The following is a 15,159-nucleotide window of genomic DNA, read 5'->3' on the forward strand; positions in this document are numbered from 1 at the left end:
CGTGCATGAGGGTGTGGCGATCGAGCGAGACGGGACCGCAAGTGCGGTGCGTCCGGCCGATCCTGGCCTCGCTCCCGCCACCAAGCGCCCGTTGCTGATCCGGGCCGGCAAGCGGATGCGCGGCTTCTTCGACCGGATCATCGGCGCGTCATCGCTGGTTTCTAACGCGCCGGTCCTCAACGTCCGCGATTTTGCCTGGACGAAGCTGCTGCGCGACAATTGGGAGGCGATCCGCGACGAGGCGCTGGCGACCGCGCTGGCGCGCGAGGATGCGGCGCCCTCGCTTGCCCGCATTTCGCCCGATCACCGCGCGATCGCGCCGGTGGACAAATGGCGGTCCTTCTTCCTGTGGGGCTATGGCTACCGGATCGAGGAGAATCTCGACCGCTGCCCGGTGACGCGCCGCGTGGTGGGGCAGATACCCGAACTCAACAGCGCCTTCTTCTCGATCCTCGCGCCCGGCACGCATATTCCGGCGCATCGCGGGGTCACCAAGGGGTTGCTGACCTGCCATCTCGGCCTGATCGTTCCGCGCGACGGCGATGTGCGGATGCGCGTCAAGAACCGCATCGTCCGCTGGGCCGAGGGCGAGACGCTGATGTTCGACGACACCTATGACCATGAGGTGTGGAACGACACGGGGGCTACCCGCGTGGTGCTGCTGATCCAGGTGCGGCGTCCGCTGCGCCAGCCCGGAAAATGGGTCGCCGACGCGTTCCTCGGCATCGCCCGCCGTTCCGCCTTCGTTCAGGAGGCGCGTGCGAACGTGATGCGGTGGAATCAGGCGATGAAGGCGCTGGACGCCTAGATTCCAGTAGCGGTGGGGTGGCCGCCCGGTTCCCAAGCCCGGGCGGCCTGCCATCCCTCTCGGAATTTGGCCTCTCGGAATTTGTCCCCTCAGAATTTGGCGCGGATGCCGACCGTGTAGCGCCGTTCCGACAGCGCGTAGCCGTTGAGCGCGACCATGCCCGCGGCGCTGTATTCGGTGGTGGCCGAATCGTCCGGGATCAGGTTCTGCGCCTGGAAGGACAGCGCGATCTGCTTGGTCAGGTCGATACCGATCTGGGCGTCGAGCTGCGAGCGCGGGCCGATGAAGCTGGGGCGGCCTTCGGAGAATTCGAACACCGCCTCGTCGCGATAGTTGTACGCGACGCGCGCCGAGATCGGCCCCTTCTCGTACAGGCCGACGAGGTTGTAGCTGTTCTTCGACACCGCCACGAGCGGGAAGCCGGCGTTATCCTTCGAGTCCGAATAGGTGTAGTTGGCGATGATGCCGAGGCCGTCGAGCGGCGAGGGCAGGAAGTCGAAGAACTGCTGCACGCCGATCTCGAACCCCTTGATCTTCGCGCTGGCGAGGTTTTCGGGCCGCGAGAAGACCAGCACCCGGCCCTGCGGATCGAGATCGGTGTCGACGCCCGAGGTGACGAAGCTGGCGATGAAGTCCTGGACGTCCTTGTAGAAGAAGGCACCCGAGATCAGCGAGCTCTTGCCCGTATAATATTCGAAGCTGATGTCCGCCTGAGTCGAGATCGGCGGCTTGAGCGCCGAGTTGCCGCCGGTGACCGAAAGGTTGGTGGCGTTGAAGAAGGTCGACGGCGCGAGATCGGCGATCGACGCGCGCTGCATCGTCTGCGACCCCGAGATGCGGATCAGGAAGTCGTTGGTGACGTTGAACGCGATGTTCGCGCTGGGCAGCACGGTGGTGTAGCGGTTCTTGTCGGTCACCAGCGTGCTGACCGTGCCGACATTGACATAGGAGTCGACCGACAGGCGCGTTCCGGCGATGCGGACACCGGCATTGGCCTTGTAGGGCATGCCCAGCAGCTCGCCCTCGCCCGAGATCATCAGGTAACCCGCGATGGTCTTCTCGCTGAAATCATAGTCGCGCTGAAGGTTGGGCAGCAGCGTCGACAGGCCGTTGGAGTTCGGGTTCGGCTCGGCCGCCTGTGCGCGCTTGAACACATAGTCGAAGGTCGGCGCGGTGGTGAGGAAGCTGCGCGGGAAGTTGCCGGGGATGTCGGCGAGGAAGCCGCTGCCGTCGATCAGCTTCACATAGGGTTCGATCTCTGCGCGGGTCGGGGTGACCTGGCTGCGGAAGGCGTTCGAACGGGCGTGGAGATCGGTGTAGCGCACGCCCATCGCCAGCGTGACGCCGCTGTCGAATTCGTAGCTGAAGTCGAGCTTGCCGGTCCATTCCTCGAGCAGGCCGATCAGCCGGTTGCTGCGCACGCCGTTGGTGGCGGGGTTGTAGGAGGAATAGACGCCCGGGTTGAAGGTGCCGAGCGTCAGCGACGGGATGGTGTTGTTCCGGAAATCGAAATTGCCGGGGACCAGCGCGGTTGCCTGAAGCGTGATGATCTGGATCGTCTGGTCGATCGTGCCCTTGCTGTAATAGCCGTCGGCCTCGATCTTGAGCCCGTCCTTCTCGTACTTGCCGTTGAGGCCGTAGAGATAGCTCTTGGTCGGCTCGTTGCGGATCTGGCCCGCGGTGGTGACGGTGCCGTTGGCGGTGCCGGCGACCACGGCGCCATTCTCGACCACGCGATTGGTCACGGGGTTGGTGCCGGTGGGCAGGCGGAAGGCGAAGAAGTCCTGATGCCGGCCCGTGGTCAGCTCCGAATAGAGCGCATCGGCGGTGACGGTGAGCTCGGGCGTTACCTCGAACTGTACGGCCCCGTTGAGGCCGAGGCGCGAGCGGTCCACGGTGAACTGCTCGTATTGGAGCAGCACTGGGGTCGCGTACACACCGGCGCCGGTGCCGGTATAGGTGCGGTTGAGGAAGTTGTTGCGCTCGAACGTCTGGGTCATCGACGTGCGCTTCTGATATTCGCCCGCGATCATGATGCCGATGCGGTTGTCGGCGAACTTGGTGGTGAAGAAGCCGGTGACCGCGGGTTCGAACTTCTCGCTATTCTCCGAATAGGTGCCCTGCGTGCGCACCGAGAGCGTCGTCTGCTTGAACGACAGCGGCTTGGGGGTGACGAGGTTGACCGTGCCGCCGAGGCCGCCCTCGGCCTGGCTGGCGAGCGGGGACTTGCGCACCTCGAGCCGGCCGAACAGGCCCGAGGGAACCGAGTCGAGGCCCGAGGAGCGGCCGAGCTGATCATTCTCCGGCGGCGACAGGCGCGCCGACCAGCCGAGCAGGGTGCGGCCGTCGACCTCGACACGGACCTGCTGGAGGCCGCGGACCGACACCGACTGACCCTCGCCGAAGACACGGGTGATCTGGACACCGGTGACACGCTGAAGCGCTTCGGCGACGTTGGCGTCGGGCAGCTTGCCGACATCCTCGGCGGTGATGACGTCCATTACCTGCGGCGCGTCGCGCTTGACCTGCGCGGCCTGCTGCAGCGAGTTGCGGATGCCGCTGACGACGATTTCCTGCTCGTCGCTTTCAGCGGGAGCGGCCGCCTGTTGCGCCAGGGCGGGCGCCGAAACGGTGAGCGCTGCGGTGAGCGCAGCGGTAGCGATGCCCGACTTCAACAGGCAATTGGTGTTCATGCATTCCTCCCCAGGTTCGCGTGAACCGTGTTTCACGGTGCGATTCGGCTAGTCTTGCCCGGCCTTTGGAAACCGGTGTCATGACAAGTTGTCCTACAAACCAAGGGGCATGTCAACAAGATGTCCTACAACATCCCCGCGAAGCCCGGCTTCGCGGAGCGGCAGCGCGACTTTCCAGCGCGTTAGCGCGCGGCGCCGGTGCTGGCGCGAAGCACCAGATCATAATCGAGCGTGAGCCGGTCGCGCTTGCGATCGTCGGACAGCAGCAGATCGGCGGCGGCCCAGGCGAGCTCGCGCACCGGCTGACGCACCGTGGTGAGCGGGGGCCAGACCGCGGCGGCGAGATCCGAATCGTCGAAGCCCGCAATCGAGAGTTCGTCGGGCACGCCGATATCGAGCTCATGCGCAACCGCGAGCGCACCCGCCGCCATGTCGTCATTGCCGGCGAAGATCGCGGTGGGACGCGATGCGCCATCCAGCAGCCGCCGCGCCGCTTCGCGCCCCGAGGGGAAGCTATAGTCGCCCGCGACGATCAGCGCGGGATCGAAGGTGATGCCATGCGCGTCGAGCGCGGCGCGATAGCCTGCGAGGCGTTCGACCGAGGAAATGTGAGTCTCGGGCCCGGTGATAAAGGCAATGGCGCGATGGCCAAGGCCGATCAGATGCGCGGTCAGGTCGCGCGCAGCCGCGACGTCGTCGATCGTGGTCGAGCGGCCCTCTTCGCGGCGGATGCCCGGTTCGATCCGCACATAGGGCAGGCCGCGGCGATCGAGTTCTTCCAGCAGTTCCGCCGACTCGGTGACGGGGGGCGACAGGATCAGGCCGTCGAGATGGGTTTCGTCGATCAGCGCGGCGACTTCCTGCACCAGATCGGCGGAATTGGCGACGACCGGCTGGATCAGCAGCCGGTACCCCAGCTCATGGCAACGCTCCAGCGCGCCGGCCTGGAGGTGATAGACATAATAGGGGCTGGGATTGTCGTAGAGCAGGGCGACCTGGAACGACTTGCGCCCGGCCAGCGTGCGGGCGGCGAGGCTGGGGCGGAAATTGAGTTCCGACACCACCTGTTCGACGCGGCGGCGGGTTTCGTCGCTGACGTTCTTTTCGTTGTTCAGCACGCGCGAGACGGTCTTGAACGACACGCCCGCGAGCTTCGAAACTTCCTTGATCGTCGGCCTGCGCGCCATTTGCCTCCCCTGATTGGTTCAAGGCATAGGTGACAGCGTTGGCAACAAGCAAGAGCGATGTGGCGATATGATAGTACAAAGGCGTGCGGTGATGATCGGGTTGGCACTGATGGCGGTGGCGTCACCAGCGGCTGCGAAGGCGCGTGAGAGCCTGCGGGTGATGAGCTTCAACGTTCGTCTGCCGGTCGCCGCCGACGGGCCGAACCGCTGGGAGGCGCGGCAGGACCTGTTCGTCGAGACGATCCGGCGCGCGGACCCCGACATCATCGGTACGCAGGAATTGTGGAAGATCCAGGCAGATCACCTGATCGCGAAGCTGCCGAAGTATCGCTGGTTCGGGATCGACCGGCGTGGGGGACATGCCGACGAGCATATGGGCGTCTTCTACCGCCACGACCGGCTGAAACTGATCGAATCGGGTAATTTCTGGCTGTCCGACACGCCCGCGGTGCCGGGGAGCATCAGCTGGGGCAATCTCTATCCGCGCATGGCGACCTGGGGGCTGTTCGAGGCGGTTCGCGGCGGCAAGCGCTTCTGGTTCATCAACACCCATTTCCCGTACCGGGCCGAGGACGAGGCGGCGCGCGAAAAGGCCGCGGCGGCAATCATGGCGTGGGTCGCGGCGCGGCCGGACAGCGCGCCGGTGGTGTTGACGGGGGACTTCAACACGGTGCCCGACTCTGCCGCATACCGGACGCTGAGCGCCGGGATGACCGACGCATGGGAAGCGGCACTGCTGGAGGGCGGCCCCGCGGAGACGTTCCACAATTTTACCGGTAAGGCGGACCGGCGGATCGACTGGGTTTTCGCCCGCGGACTGAGCGCGATGATGGCCGCAACGCTGACCGACTCGGCGAACGGACGCTACCCGTCGGACCATTTCCCGGTGCTGATCGACTATCGCTGGCCCTGACAAAGGAAGGCCCCGCCCGGGGGTGCCGGGCGGGGCCGTGAAGGGTCAGTTCAACGAAGTGATCAGTGACCGCCGGCCAGCGCCGCGAGCAGAAGCAGCGCAACGATATTGGTGATCTTGATCATCGGGTTCACGGCCGGACCCGCGGTATCCTTGTAGGGATCGCCGACGGTGTCGCCGGTCACCGCGGCCTTGTGGGCCTCGCTGCCCTTGCCGCCGTGATTGCCGTCTTCGATATACTTCTTGGCGTTATCCCATGCGCCGCCGCCCGAGGTCATCGAGATGGCGACGAACAGCCCCGACACGATCACGCCGAGCAGCATCGCGCCGACCGCCGCAAAGGCATTGGCCTGGCTGTCGACGGCGTTGATCACGAAGTAGAGGACGATCGGCGAGAGCACCGGCAGCAGCGACGGAACGATCATTTCCTTGATCGCGGCGCGGGTGACGATGTCGACGGTGTGGCCATAGTTGGGACGGCTGGTCCCCTCCATGATGCCCGGGTTCTCGCGGAACTGCTTGCGCACATCCTCCACCACCGATCCGGCGGCGCGGCCGACCGCGGTCATGCCGAAGGCGCCGAACAGATAGGGGAGCAATGCGCCGAGCAGCAGGCCGACGATGACGAACGGATTGCTGAGCGAGAAATCGACGACGACATCGGCGAAGTAGCGCTTGAGATCCTCCGTATACGCCCCGAACAGCACCAGCGCGGCGAGCGCGGCGGAACCGATGGCATAGCCCTTGGTCACCGCCTTGGTGGTGTTGCCGACCGCGTCGAGCGCGTCGGTGCGGGTGCGGACGTCATCGGGCAGCCCCGCCATTTCGGCGATGCCGCCGGCATTGTCGGTGACCGGGCCATAGGCGTCGAGCGCGACGACCATGCCGGCAAGCGCGAGCAGCGAGGTGGCGGCGAACGCCACGCCGATGATCCCGGCCAGCTGGAACGAGGCGATCACCGCTACGACGATCACGAGGGTGGGCAGCGCGGTCGATTCAAGGCTGATCGCCAGACCCTGGATGACGTTGGTGCCGTGGCCGGTCTCGGACGCCTTGGCGATCGAGCGGACCGGGCGGTAGTTGGTGCCGGTGTAATATTCCGTGATCCACACCAGCAGACCGGTGACGGCGAGGCCGATCATCATGCACCAGAACAGGTCCATGCCGGTATAGGCGGCATTGCCGATCGGGGCGTTGAGATCGCCGAGCGTATACTGGGTCGCGAACCAGATCGCCGGGACGGCGAGGATCGCGGTGGTCCAGAAGCCCTTGTAGAGCGCGCCCATGATCGACTGGCTGCCGCCGAGGCGGACCATATAGGTGCCGATGATCGAGGTGATGATGCACACACCGCCGACGATCAGCGGCAGCGCCATCAGGGCGAGCATCGCGTCGGAGGCGAGGCCCTGAACCAGCAGCGCGATCGAGACCATGGTGAGGCCGATGGTGACGACATAGGTTTCGAACAGGTCGGCGGCCATGCCGGCGCAGTCGCCGACATTGTCACCGACGTTATCGGCGATCACCGCGGGGTTGCGGGGGTCGTCTTCGGGGATGCCCGCCTCGACCTTGCCGACCAGATCGGCGCCGACATCGGCGGCCTTGGTGAAGATACCGCCGCCGAGGCGCGCGAAGATCGAGATCAGCGAGGCGCCGAAGGCGAGCGCGGTCAGCGCGTGGATGATCTTCTCACCATTGGCGGCCTCGCCGGCGGGGCCGACCAGATACCAGAACAGCAGCGAGATCGAGAGCAGGCCGAGGCCCGCGACGAGCATGCCGGTGATCGCGCCCGAGCGGAAGGCGAGGGTGAGGCCGCCCTGAAGCGAGGTGCGCGCGGCTTCCGCGGTGCGGACATTGGCGCGGACCGAGATGTGCATCCCCGCAAAGCCGGCAATGCCCGAAAGCACCGCGCCGAGCACAAAGGCCGCGGTCGAGAGACCGCCGAGGGTGAAGAACAACACAATGGCTACGGCCACGCCGACCACGGCGATGGCGGTGTACTGACGGACGAGATAAGCTTTGGCGCCTTCCTGGATGGCGGCGGCGATATCCTGCATCTTCTGGTCGCCAGCCGGTGCGCGAAGCACCTGCTGCGAAGTCACCAAACCATAGAGCACGGCGAGTACGCCGCACGCGATGGCGATATAGACAATCGTCATCTGGTATCCTTCCCCTGTGAATCCCACCCGCCACCCGGCTCTGTGTCCGGTGCGGCCTGCGGTCGGGGGCGGAGCGTAGAGCGGGCGGGAGGGCTGTCAAGCAGGCGCTCCCGTCGGGTCAGCCGCCGTGCCGGTAGCCGAGTTTTCCGGGAAGCGGGACGGGCGCGCCGCTGGAGGCAAGCGTCAGGCCCGCGCCCGCGCTCACGGTGCCGATACGCGCCGCGGGGACCGGAGGGCGGGCATTGGCGGGAAGGGCGAAGAGCAACTCGTAATCGTCGCCCGCGGTGGCTGCCGCTACGGGATCGAGATCGGGGAGCGCGAGCGGGATGGCATCGAGATCGATGGCGATGGCTACACGGCTCGCCTCGGCCATGCGGCGCGCGTCGATGAGGAGACCGTCGGACACGTCCATCATCGCCGTCGCGAGCGGGGCGATAGCCTGCCCCTCGGCGACGCGTGGCTGCGGGCGGAGATAGCGGGCGAGGTCGCGCGGATTGCCGTCCGGGGCGAAGCCCGCGCCGCCGATGCTTCCTGTGACCCAGAGCGTATCGCCGGGCCGCGCGCCGGTGCGCAGGGGAATGTTGGCCGGTGCGGCGCCGATCGCGGTGAGGGTGAGGCTGCGCGGCGCGCCGGCGGGCATCGCCACGGTATCGCCGCCGAGCAACGGCATGGCGAAGCGGGTAAGCGCTTGATTCAGGCCCGCGAGGAAGGCGCGGTCCCAGTTCGCATCGCCGGACAGCGCGTAGTTGAGCAGGCAGCCGGTCGGCGTCGCGCCCTTGGCGGCGAGATCCGACAGATTCACCGCGGCAAGCTTCCACCCGATCGAGTCCGCCGGGTCATCCGGGCGATAGTGGACGCCCGCGACCATCGTGTCGCTGGTGAGGATCAGGCGGCCCGCGGCGACGTCGAGAACCGCAGTGTCATCGGCGAGGCCGGCTGCAGCCGGGTGCGTGGCGATCGCGCGCAGGGCGTCGAGAAAGGCGAACTCGTCGGACATCGGCGGGGTGATAGGCGAGCGCACCGGCGGCGGCAACGCGACCCGTTCTCAAGAAGCGGAGCGGTTACCCGGTTCGACGCGGCCTGACCCGTTTTGGCGGATTGCCCGCAGCTTCGGGCCAGTTGCAACATCGGATCACAAGCAAACGGGGGCGACGATGCACCGAAGGCTTTCGATCCTGATCGCAATTACCACTGCAGCGATGCTGGCGCCGGCGCGCGCGACACCGCCTGTCGAGCTGACCCAGCCGGTGTTCGAGATGTTCCGGCTGGCGCCGGGCAAGACCGAGGCATTCATCCGCAGCATGGCCGAGTGGGACAAGGTCAATGTCGCAGGAGGCCAGCCGCCAACGCAATTGTTCCTGCATGCGGGCGGTGAGGGCTGGGATGTGCTGCTCTACAAGCCTGCTCGCCCCAAACCGACGCCAGCCCAGGAAACGGCGATGGCCGCGAAGATCGCCGAGCTGAAGCTGCCGACGGGCGCGCTCTACTTCGTGTCGGTGCGCGAAGAGATGGCGGACCATGTGCATTTCGAGGCCAGCGGGCCGACCACGGCGGCGCAATGGGTCGCGGAGCTCGAAGGCCAGCGTGCGCGGCGATAGCGGCGAACTGAGGGGGAGGGAAAGATGCAGGTTGAGGGACGCAAAGGAGCAGTCGGGATGCGCGCGCTCCACGCCCTGGGTGTAGGGGCGGCGCTGATCTGGCTGCTGATCGCCGCCACCGGGATCATCCTGGCCTATCATTTCGAGATCAACGACCGGATCATCTCGCCCGTCGCGACGTCCAAGGATTTTGCCGGGATCGAGCGGCGGATCGACGCGATCGAAGCGGCGGGTGGTCAGACGAAGGTCAACTGGATCTGGACCACCGCGGGGATGAAGGACCGCTTCTTCCTCAACTACACCGCTGCCGATGGAACCCTGCGCAATGCGCGCATCGCGGGCGACGGCACGGTGCTGCTCGACATGCCCGAAGGAAAACGAACCGCGCTCGAATGGGTTCGCGAGATCCATCTGTCGCTGGCTGCGGGCAAGACGGGAGAATGGATCCTGGCGATCAGCGGCATCGTGTTGCTGGCGAGCCTTGTGGCTGGTGGCATCGGGCTATGGCGGCGTTCGGGGCGGTGGCAGTCGGTGCTGGAACCGGACCGCAGCGGGCGGCTTGGGACATGGTTCCGCCGGATCGGCGTGGTCGGCGTTATCCCTGCATTCGTCGTGGTGGCGGCCGCTGTGATCATCCACTTCGAGCATAGTATCGAAGGGCCGATCGGCGCGCCGCCGATCACGACGCCTGCGATTCCGCCCGCAGGCGAGGGTGCCGGCTTTGCCGCAGCGGCACGGGCCGCGGAAGCGGCCGTGCCGGGCAGCCGCTTCGTCGGCGGGACGATGCCGACCGCCGCCGACGCGTCCTTCCGCCTCTGGGTCAACCAGCCGGGCGAGTATTTCCGGCCGGACGGCTATGGCGGCAGCCTGGTTGTTGTGAACGGCAACGACGCCAGCGTGCGCGGTGCATGGCCGCTGCAGAAGGCGAGCGCCGCCTACAAGTTCATGGCGCTGCCCTATCCGGTGCACACCGGCGAGATTGCCGGACCGCTGGGCCGGATGCTGGTGGTGCTGGTCGGGCTCTGGCTGGCGACGATGGTCGTACTGGGGCTGGTGCTGCTGCGCCGCGCCGCGCGGAGGGCGGCGGGCTAGGCGCCCGCCGCCCTCCGTCCTCACACTGCCTTCAGCGCTTCCTCGAAGTCGGCGATCAGGTCGTCGGCATCCTCGACGCCGATCGAGATGCGGACGAGGTTGTCGGTGATGCCAAGCGCCTGCTTGCGCGCGTCGGGGACCGAGAGGTGGGTCATCGCGGCCGGAGCGGAAGCGAGGGTCTCGGTGCCGCCGAGGCTCACTGCGAGCTTGGCGATCTTGAGCGCGTCGAGGAAGGCGAAAGCCTCCTTTTCGCCGCCCTTGAGGTAGAGCGAGAAGGTCGAGCCGGCACCGGTGCAGTGGCGCTTGTAGATATCGGCCTGACGGCTGCCCTCTTCGAGGAAGCCGAGATAGCCGACCTTCTCGACCTTGGGATGGGTGCGGAGGAATTCGCAGACCTTCACCGCATTCTCGCCCGCGCGCGACATGCGCAGTTCGAGCGTCTCGAGGCTGCGCAGCAGCATCCAGGCGGTGTTGGGGTCGCAGATCGTGCCGATCGTGTTGCGCATCAGGCGGATGGTGTTGATGTGCTCCTTGCTGCCGAGCACCCCGCCCGCGACGAGGTCGCTATGGCCGCCCGCATATTTGGTGAGCGAATAGACGACGAGGTCGGCGCCCTGCTGCAGCGGCTTGGCCCAGAGCGGGCCGAGGAAGGTGTTGTCGATCGCGATCGGCGGCTTGTTGGCGCCGGTGAAGATCGCGTCGCGGCTGGCGGCGACGGCCTCGACATCGACCAGCGCGTTGGTCGGGTTGGCGGGGCTTTCGAGATAGATGAGCGCGACATTGCCCGAGGCGGCCTTGGAGAGGACCGCGTCGATTTCCGCCCGCGTCGCGCCGGCGGGGAAGTCGAGCCAGTGGACGCCGAACTTGCCGAGGATGCGCGCGATCAGCGTCTCGGTTGCGGCATAGAGCGGGCCGCTATGGACGATCGTGTCGCCGGGCTTGACCATGGCGAGGAAGAGCGTGGCGATGGCGGACATGCCCGACGAGAAGGCGAGCGCGTCCTCCGCCTCTTCCCAGATGCCCAGGCGATCCTCGAGGATCTCCTGATTGGGGCCGTTGAAGCGCGAATAGACCAGACCCTCGGCGCCGCCGGGGCGCTTGCCGGTCACGCCCTCGAAATGGCGCTTGCCCGCGGCGGCGTTGGGGAAGACGAAGGTCGAGGTCGCGAAGATCGGGGGCTTGAGCGAGCCTTCCGACAGCATCGGATCATAGCCATGGCCCATCATCAGCGTCGCGGGGCTGAGCTCGCGGCCGCCGACCATCTTGACGGAAGGCTTGGAGCGGCGGCGCGTCGTGGTGCTGGTGAGAGCGGCTTCGTCGGGCTTGACGGGCTTGTCGGTCATATCAGGTGCCTCTCTCGGGTCGTATCAGTTGAAACGTCTTTGCAACCGCACTCGCACCAACGCTTCAACCGGTCAATGAGACCAATGTAATCTGGCGGCCGTAATCGGGCTCGCCGCGATGGGTGGCGCGGCGGAAACTGTAGAAGCGGTCGGGCTGCGAATAGGTGTCCTCGCCCAGCGCCTCGACCGTGCGCAGACCGGCGGCGGCGAGGCGGTGGACGACATAGGCTTCGAGGTCGAACTGATGGTGCCCCACGCGGCCCGGGGTGAAGAACCGGTCGTTCGCCGGGTCAAACTCGGCGAAGCGGGTGTGGAAGCCCTCGTCCACCTCGTAGCTGGCGCGGGCGATGCACGGGCCGACCGCGGCGATGATGTTTTCACGGCGGGCGCCAAGCGCTTCCATCGCGGCGATGGTCGAATCGGTGACGCCGCCGAGTGCGCCCTTCCAGCCGGCATGCGCGGCGCCGATCACGCCGGCCTGACGGTCGGCGAAGAGGATCGGCGCGCAATCGGCGGTGAGGATGCCGAGAGTGAGGCCCGGCCGATTGGTGACGAGTGCATCGGCATGCGGGCGGAGTTCGTCGCTCCAGGGTTCGAGCACGGTGACGGCGTCGGCGCTGTGCACCTGATAGAGGCCGACCAGCTCAGTTCCCGGTGCGACCGCGGCGATGGCGCGGCGCTGATTCTCGATCAGCTCGGGCGTGGGCGGGCGGCCGCGACGGCCCATGTCGAGGCTGGCGGTCTCCCCGGTCGAGACGCCGCCGCGGCGGCCGAGAAAGCCATGGGCGATGCCATCCAGGGCGCGGGCGCGCCAGACTTCTACTGCTTCGTCGACGGGTTCGGTCACAGGTCCAGCTTCATGATGAGGTCACGGTCGATCTTGTTGCCCACGGGGAAGGGATAGTCGCCGATATGGACAAAGCCGTACTTCGCATAAAAGGCGATGGCGCGGGCATTCTCCTCGAATACCGTCAGCAGCATCGCGCGGGCGCCGCCGGCGCGGGCGGTGGCGATGCTCCAGTCCATCAGCGTCTGGGCGATGCCCTGACCATGCCAGTCATAGTCGACATAGAGCTGGCCGAGCTGAGCCTCGTCCGGACCCGCCTCCTTGAGCCAGGGCGGGACCAGCTTGGCATAGCCGACGATCTGTCCCTCGGCGCGGGCGACCTGCCAGGTCACCGCGAGATCGGCGAGATGGGCGCGCAGCTTGCCGGTCGGGCCATAGGCCTGGGTCAGATAGGCCTGGAGGTCGGCCGGCGTATAGCCATGGCCGAAGGTCCTGAGCCAGCTTTCCTGCGCCATCGCGTCGAGCGCATCGGCGTCGTCGATCGTCGGTGTGTCGTAAGTGATCGTCGTCATTCGAAGCCCGCGGGAACCGGCCAGCCGGGTGCGGTCAGCGCGATGACCTTGAACAGCTCGCCCATCGCCTCGTCGCCGGTGAGACGGTCGCGCGCGATGGCGATCTCCCCGGCGCGATCGGGCGAAGCCTTGGCGAGCGCATCGGCGCGGGGGCCGATGCCGAGCGCGTTGAGGAATGCACCCTGAGTCACCGGACCGTGTGCGACGAGGCCTTCGACCTGCGCTGCCTCGATCAGGGTGCCGAAATCGACATGGGCGGTGAGGTCGGCTTCGCCCGGATCCTCGAACGGGTTGGCATAGGCATGACCGCGCACCGCCTGAAGCGTGTCGCCGATCGCGGGGCCGGCATAGCCATAGTCGATGATCAGCGCTGCCCCGCCCTGCGCGAGCAGCCGTGCGGCGAGCGCGCGCAGGATCGCGACGCTGGGCGGCGAGGTTTCGAGGATCGAACCATCGGGCGCGTCGCGGAACTGGGGCGGGATGATCGGATCGAAGATGGTGTTGCCGACCACGGGCAGGAACAGAATGTCCTGGCACGCGACCAGCCGCTCGCGCCAGCCGTCGATGGTCTTGACCAGCTGGCGGATCGGGAGCGCGTCGAAGAATTCGTTGGCGACGACGAGCAGCGGGGCATCGTCGGGCAGGCCGACAATGTCGATCGACCATTCGGCGCCGGGCACCGCCTTGGCCTGTTCGGCGCGCAGCGCAGGGCTGTTCTCGACGAAATGGACCGCCGGCTTGAGGCCAGCGCTGGCCATCGCGCGCAGGGCATCGGCGGCGAGCGTGCCGCGGCCCGGGCCAAGCTCGACATAGTGTGCGTCAGGCCGCCCGGTACGATCCCAGAGATCGGCGAGGGCTAGGCCGACCAGCTCGCCGAACATCTGGCTGATCTCAGGGGCCGTGGTGAAATCGCCGCGTGTGCCGAGCGGATCGCGGGTCGCATAATAATGCGTGTTCGCTGCTCCCATGAACTGGGAGAGCGGGATCGGCCCGGCCATGGTGATGGCGCGGGCGATTCGTTCGGGGAGCGGGCCGTCTTCCGACATCAGGTCACGCGATCGTTTGCGAGCCCGCAAAGGGCTCGACCCGCTCGCGGCGCTTCTTTGCGGTGGCGATCAGATAGATGCCGCCGACGATCATCGGCACGGTCAGCAACTGGCCCATATGCAGGCCCGGCGTCGCGAAGATCGTGCCGTCGAACTGGCGGTCATGCTCGCGGAAGAATTCGACGAACCAGCGCGACAGGCCGTAGCCGAGCAGGAAGGTGCCGACGAGCTTGCCCGGCTGGTAGCGCGCATCGGTCTTCCAGAACAGGAACCAGAGGACAACGCCGAGCAGCAGCCCTTCGAGGCCGGCTTCGTAGAGCTGGCTCGGGTGGCGCGGAACGTCGCCGCCGGTGCGTTCGAAGATTACGGCCCAGGGGACGGTCGTCGCATGGCCCCACAATTCGCCGTTCACGAAATTGGCGAGGCGGCCGAAGAACAGGCCGAAGGGAACGCAACAGGCGACATAGTCATGGACCCGCAGCCAGTTGAGCTTTTCCTTGCGGCACAACCACAGGATCGCCAGCGTCACGCCGATCACGCCGCCATGGAAGGACATGCCGCCGTCCCACAGGCGGATCAGCTTGAGCGGATCGAGCAGCAACTCGGTCTGGTAGAACATCGCATAACCGAGCCGGCCGCCGAGAATGATGCCGAGCGTCGCATAGAACACCATGTCGTCAGCATGGCGCCGCGCCATCGGCGCACCAGGCTGGGCGATCAGCTTCAGCAGATACCACCAGCCGATCAGGATGCCCGCGATATAGGCGATCGAATACCATTTGAGCTCGAAGAAGCCGATCTTGAGCAGGACCGGATCGAGGCCGAGCTCGCTGAACCGGATATAGTTCGTGGCGTCGGAGACGGCGCCTGAGATTGCGGCGGCAGTGGACAGGATCAAGTGGGTGCCTCCCGGGGTTTGGCGCTGTCCTATCCGCATATCACGGCAAACCCAAGACTCTGG

The 15,159-nt window shown here is 66.6% G+C and carries 13 protein-coding genes; 4 read left to right on the plus strand and 9 right to left on the minus strand.

Features of this window, described 5'->3' with window-relative positions:
* The first annotated feature begins 1 nt into the window (after position 1).
* Positions 2 to 808, plus strand: a complete 807-nt coding sequence (locus AC07TU_RS17275; protein WP_495189159.1) for an aspartyl/asparaginyl beta-hydroxylase domain-containing protein — start codon at positions 2 to 4, stop codon at positions 806 to 808.
* Between the two features lie 89 nt (positions 809 to 897).
* Here AC07TU_RS17275 and AC07TU_RS17280 read toward each other — a convergent pair whose 3' ends face one another.
* Positions 898 to 3,501: a TonB-dependent receptor gene (locus tag AC07TU_RS17280; RefSeq protein WP_495189160.1), complete on the minus strand. Its 2,604-nt coding sequence runs from the start codon at positions 3,499 to 3,501 to the stop codon at positions 898 to 900.
* Between the two features lie 182 nt (positions 3,502 to 3,683).
* The gene (locus AC07TU_RS17285; protein ID WP_495189161.1) at positions 3,684 to 4,688 is read right to left on the minus strand and encodes a LacI family DNA-binding transcriptional regulator; all 1,005 of its coding nucleotides are present in this window, start codon (positions 4,686 to 4,688) and stop codon (positions 3,684 to 3,686) included.
* A gap of 91 nt (positions 4,689 to 4,779) precedes the next feature.
* Here AC07TU_RS17285 and AC07TU_RS17290 point away from each other — a divergent pair, with 91 nt between their 5' ends.
* A complete protein-coding gene (locus AC07TU_RS17290) occupies positions 4,780 to 5,601 on the plus strand; it encodes an endonuclease/exonuclease/phosphatase family protein (RefSeq protein WP_495189162.1) in 822 nt (273 codons plus the stop codon).
* Between the two features lie 62 nt (positions 5,602 to 5,663).
* Here the strand turns inward: AC07TU_RS17290 and AC07TU_RS17295 are convergent, their stop codons facing one another.
* Positions 5,664 to 7,760 carry a sodium-translocating pyrophosphatase gene (locus AC07TU_RS17295; protein WP_495189163.1) on the minus strand — a complete coding sequence of 699 codons (2,097 nt, stop codon included), beginning with the start codon at positions 7,758 to 7,760 and terminating at the stop codon, positions 5,664 to 5,666.
* Between the two features lie 118 nt (positions 7,761 to 7,878).
* A complete protein-coding gene (gene thiL / locus AC07TU_RS17300; protein WP_495189164.1) occupies positions 7,879 to 8,757 on the minus strand; it encodes a thiamine-phosphate kinase in 879 nt (292 codons plus the stop codon).
* Positions 8,758 to 8,914: 157 nt separating this feature from the next.
* On the opposite strand from thiL, the gene AC07TU_RS17305 reads away from it, so the two are divergent.
* Together AC07TU_RS17305 and AC07TU_RS17310 are read left to right on the plus strand one after the other, a co-directional pair.
* Complete coding sequence (locus AC07TU_RS17305) at positions 8,915 to 9,358, plus strand: hypothetical protein (RefSeq protein WP_495189165.1); 444 nt, start codon at positions 8,915 to 8,917, stop codon at positions 9,356 to 9,358.
* Between the two features lie 57 nt (positions 9,359 to 9,415).
* The gene (locus AC07TU_RS17310; RefSeq protein ID WP_495189166.1) at positions 9,416 to 10,450 is read left to right on the plus strand and encodes a PepSY-associated TM helix domain-containing protein; all 1,035 of its coding nucleotides are present in this window, start codon (positions 9,416 to 9,418) and stop codon (positions 10,448 to 10,450) included.
* A 20-nt stretch (positions 10,451 to 10,470) separates the two neighbouring features.
* Here the strand turns inward: AC07TU_RS17310 and AC07TU_RS17315 are convergent, their stop codons facing one another.
* The 5 genes from AC07TU_RS17315 to lgt form a co-directional block, all read right to left on the minus strand.
* Positions 10,471 to 11,793 (minus strand): cystathionine gamma-synthase family protein, encoded by a 1,323-nt coding sequence (locus AC07TU_RS17315; protein ID WP_495189167.1) that lies wholly within the window; start codon positions 11,791 to 11,793, stop codon positions 10,471 to 10,473.
* Positions 11,794 to 11,857: 64 nt separating this feature from the next.
* A complete protein-coding gene (gene pgeF, locus AC07TU_RS17320) occupies positions 11,858 to 12,640 on the minus strand; it encodes a peptidoglycan editing factor PgeF (protein ID WP_495189168.1) in 783 nt (260 codons plus the stop codon).
* A complete protein-coding gene (locus AC07TU_RS17325; RefSeq protein WP_495189169.1) occupies positions 12,637 to 13,152 on the minus strand; it encodes a GNAT family N-acetyltransferase in 516 nt (171 codons plus the stop codon). Before AC07TU_RS17325 ends, pgeF begins: the two co-directional genes overlap by 4 nt.
* Positions 13,149 to 14,198, minus strand: a complete 1,050-nt coding sequence (locus AC07TU_RS17330) for a class I SAM-dependent methyltransferase (protein WP_495189170.1) — start codon at positions 14,196 to 14,198, stop codon at positions 13,149 to 13,151. Before AC07TU_RS17330 ends, AC07TU_RS17325 begins: the two co-directional genes overlap by 4 nt.
* A 4-nt stretch (positions 14,199 to 14,202) precedes the next feature.
* Positions 14,203 to 15,135, minus strand: a complete 933-nt coding sequence (gene lgt / locus AC07TU_RS17335) for a prolipoprotein diacylglyceryl transferase (RefSeq protein WP_495189171.1) — start codon at positions 15,133 to 15,135, stop codon at positions 14,203 to 14,205.
* Positions 15,136 to 15,159: the final 24 nt, after the last annotated feature.

The sequence above is a fragment of the Sphingomonas sp. GW821-FHT03E12 genome (assembly GCF_059420685.1).

Bases quoted from the DNA above. Each gene is read 5' to 3' on its own strand.
- AC07TU_RS17280 (WP_495189160.1), bottom strand. From the start codon at position 3,501: ATGAACACCAATTGCCTGTTGAAGTCGGGCATCGCTACCGCTGCGCTC.
- AC07TU_RS17285 (WP_495189161.1), bottom strand. From the start codon at position 4,688: ATGGCGCGCAGGCCGACGATCAAGGAAGTTTCGAAGCTCGCGGGCGTG.
- AC07TU_RS17290 (WP_495189162.1), top strand. From the start codon at position 4,780: ATGATCGGGTTGGCACTGATGGCGGTGGCGTCACCAGCGGCTGCGAAG.
- AC07TU_RS17295 (WP_495189163.1), bottom strand. From the start codon at position 7,760: ATGACGATTGTCTATATCGCCATCGCGTGCGGCGTACTCGCCGTGCTC.
- thiL (WP_495189164.1), bottom strand. From the start codon at position 8,757: ATGTCCGACGAGTTCGCCTTTCTCGACGCCCTGCGCGCGATCGCCACG.
- AC07TU_RS17305 (WP_495189165.1), top strand. From the start codon at position 8,915: ATGCACCGAAGGCTTTCGATCCTGATCGCAATTACCACTGCAGCGATG.
- AC07TU_RS17310 (WP_495189166.1), top strand. From the start codon at position 9,416: ATGCGCGCGCTCCACGCCCTGGGTGTAGGGGCGGCGCTGATCTGGCTG.
- AC07TU_RS17315 (WP_495189167.1), bottom strand. From the start codon at position 11,793: ATGACCGACAAGCCCGTCAAGCCCGACGAAGCCGCTCTCACCAGCACC.
- AC07TU_RS17325 (WP_495189169.1), bottom strand. From the start codon at position 13,152: ATGACGACGATCACTTACGACACACCGACGATCGACGACGCCGATGCG.
- AC07TU_RS17330 (WP_495189170.1), bottom strand. From the start codon at position 14,198: ATGTCGGAAGACGGCCCGCTCCCCGAACGAATCGCCCGCGCCATCACC.
- lgt (WP_495189171.1), bottom strand. From the start codon at position 15,135: ATGCGGATAGGACAGCGCCAAACCCCGGGAGGCACCCACTTGATCCTG.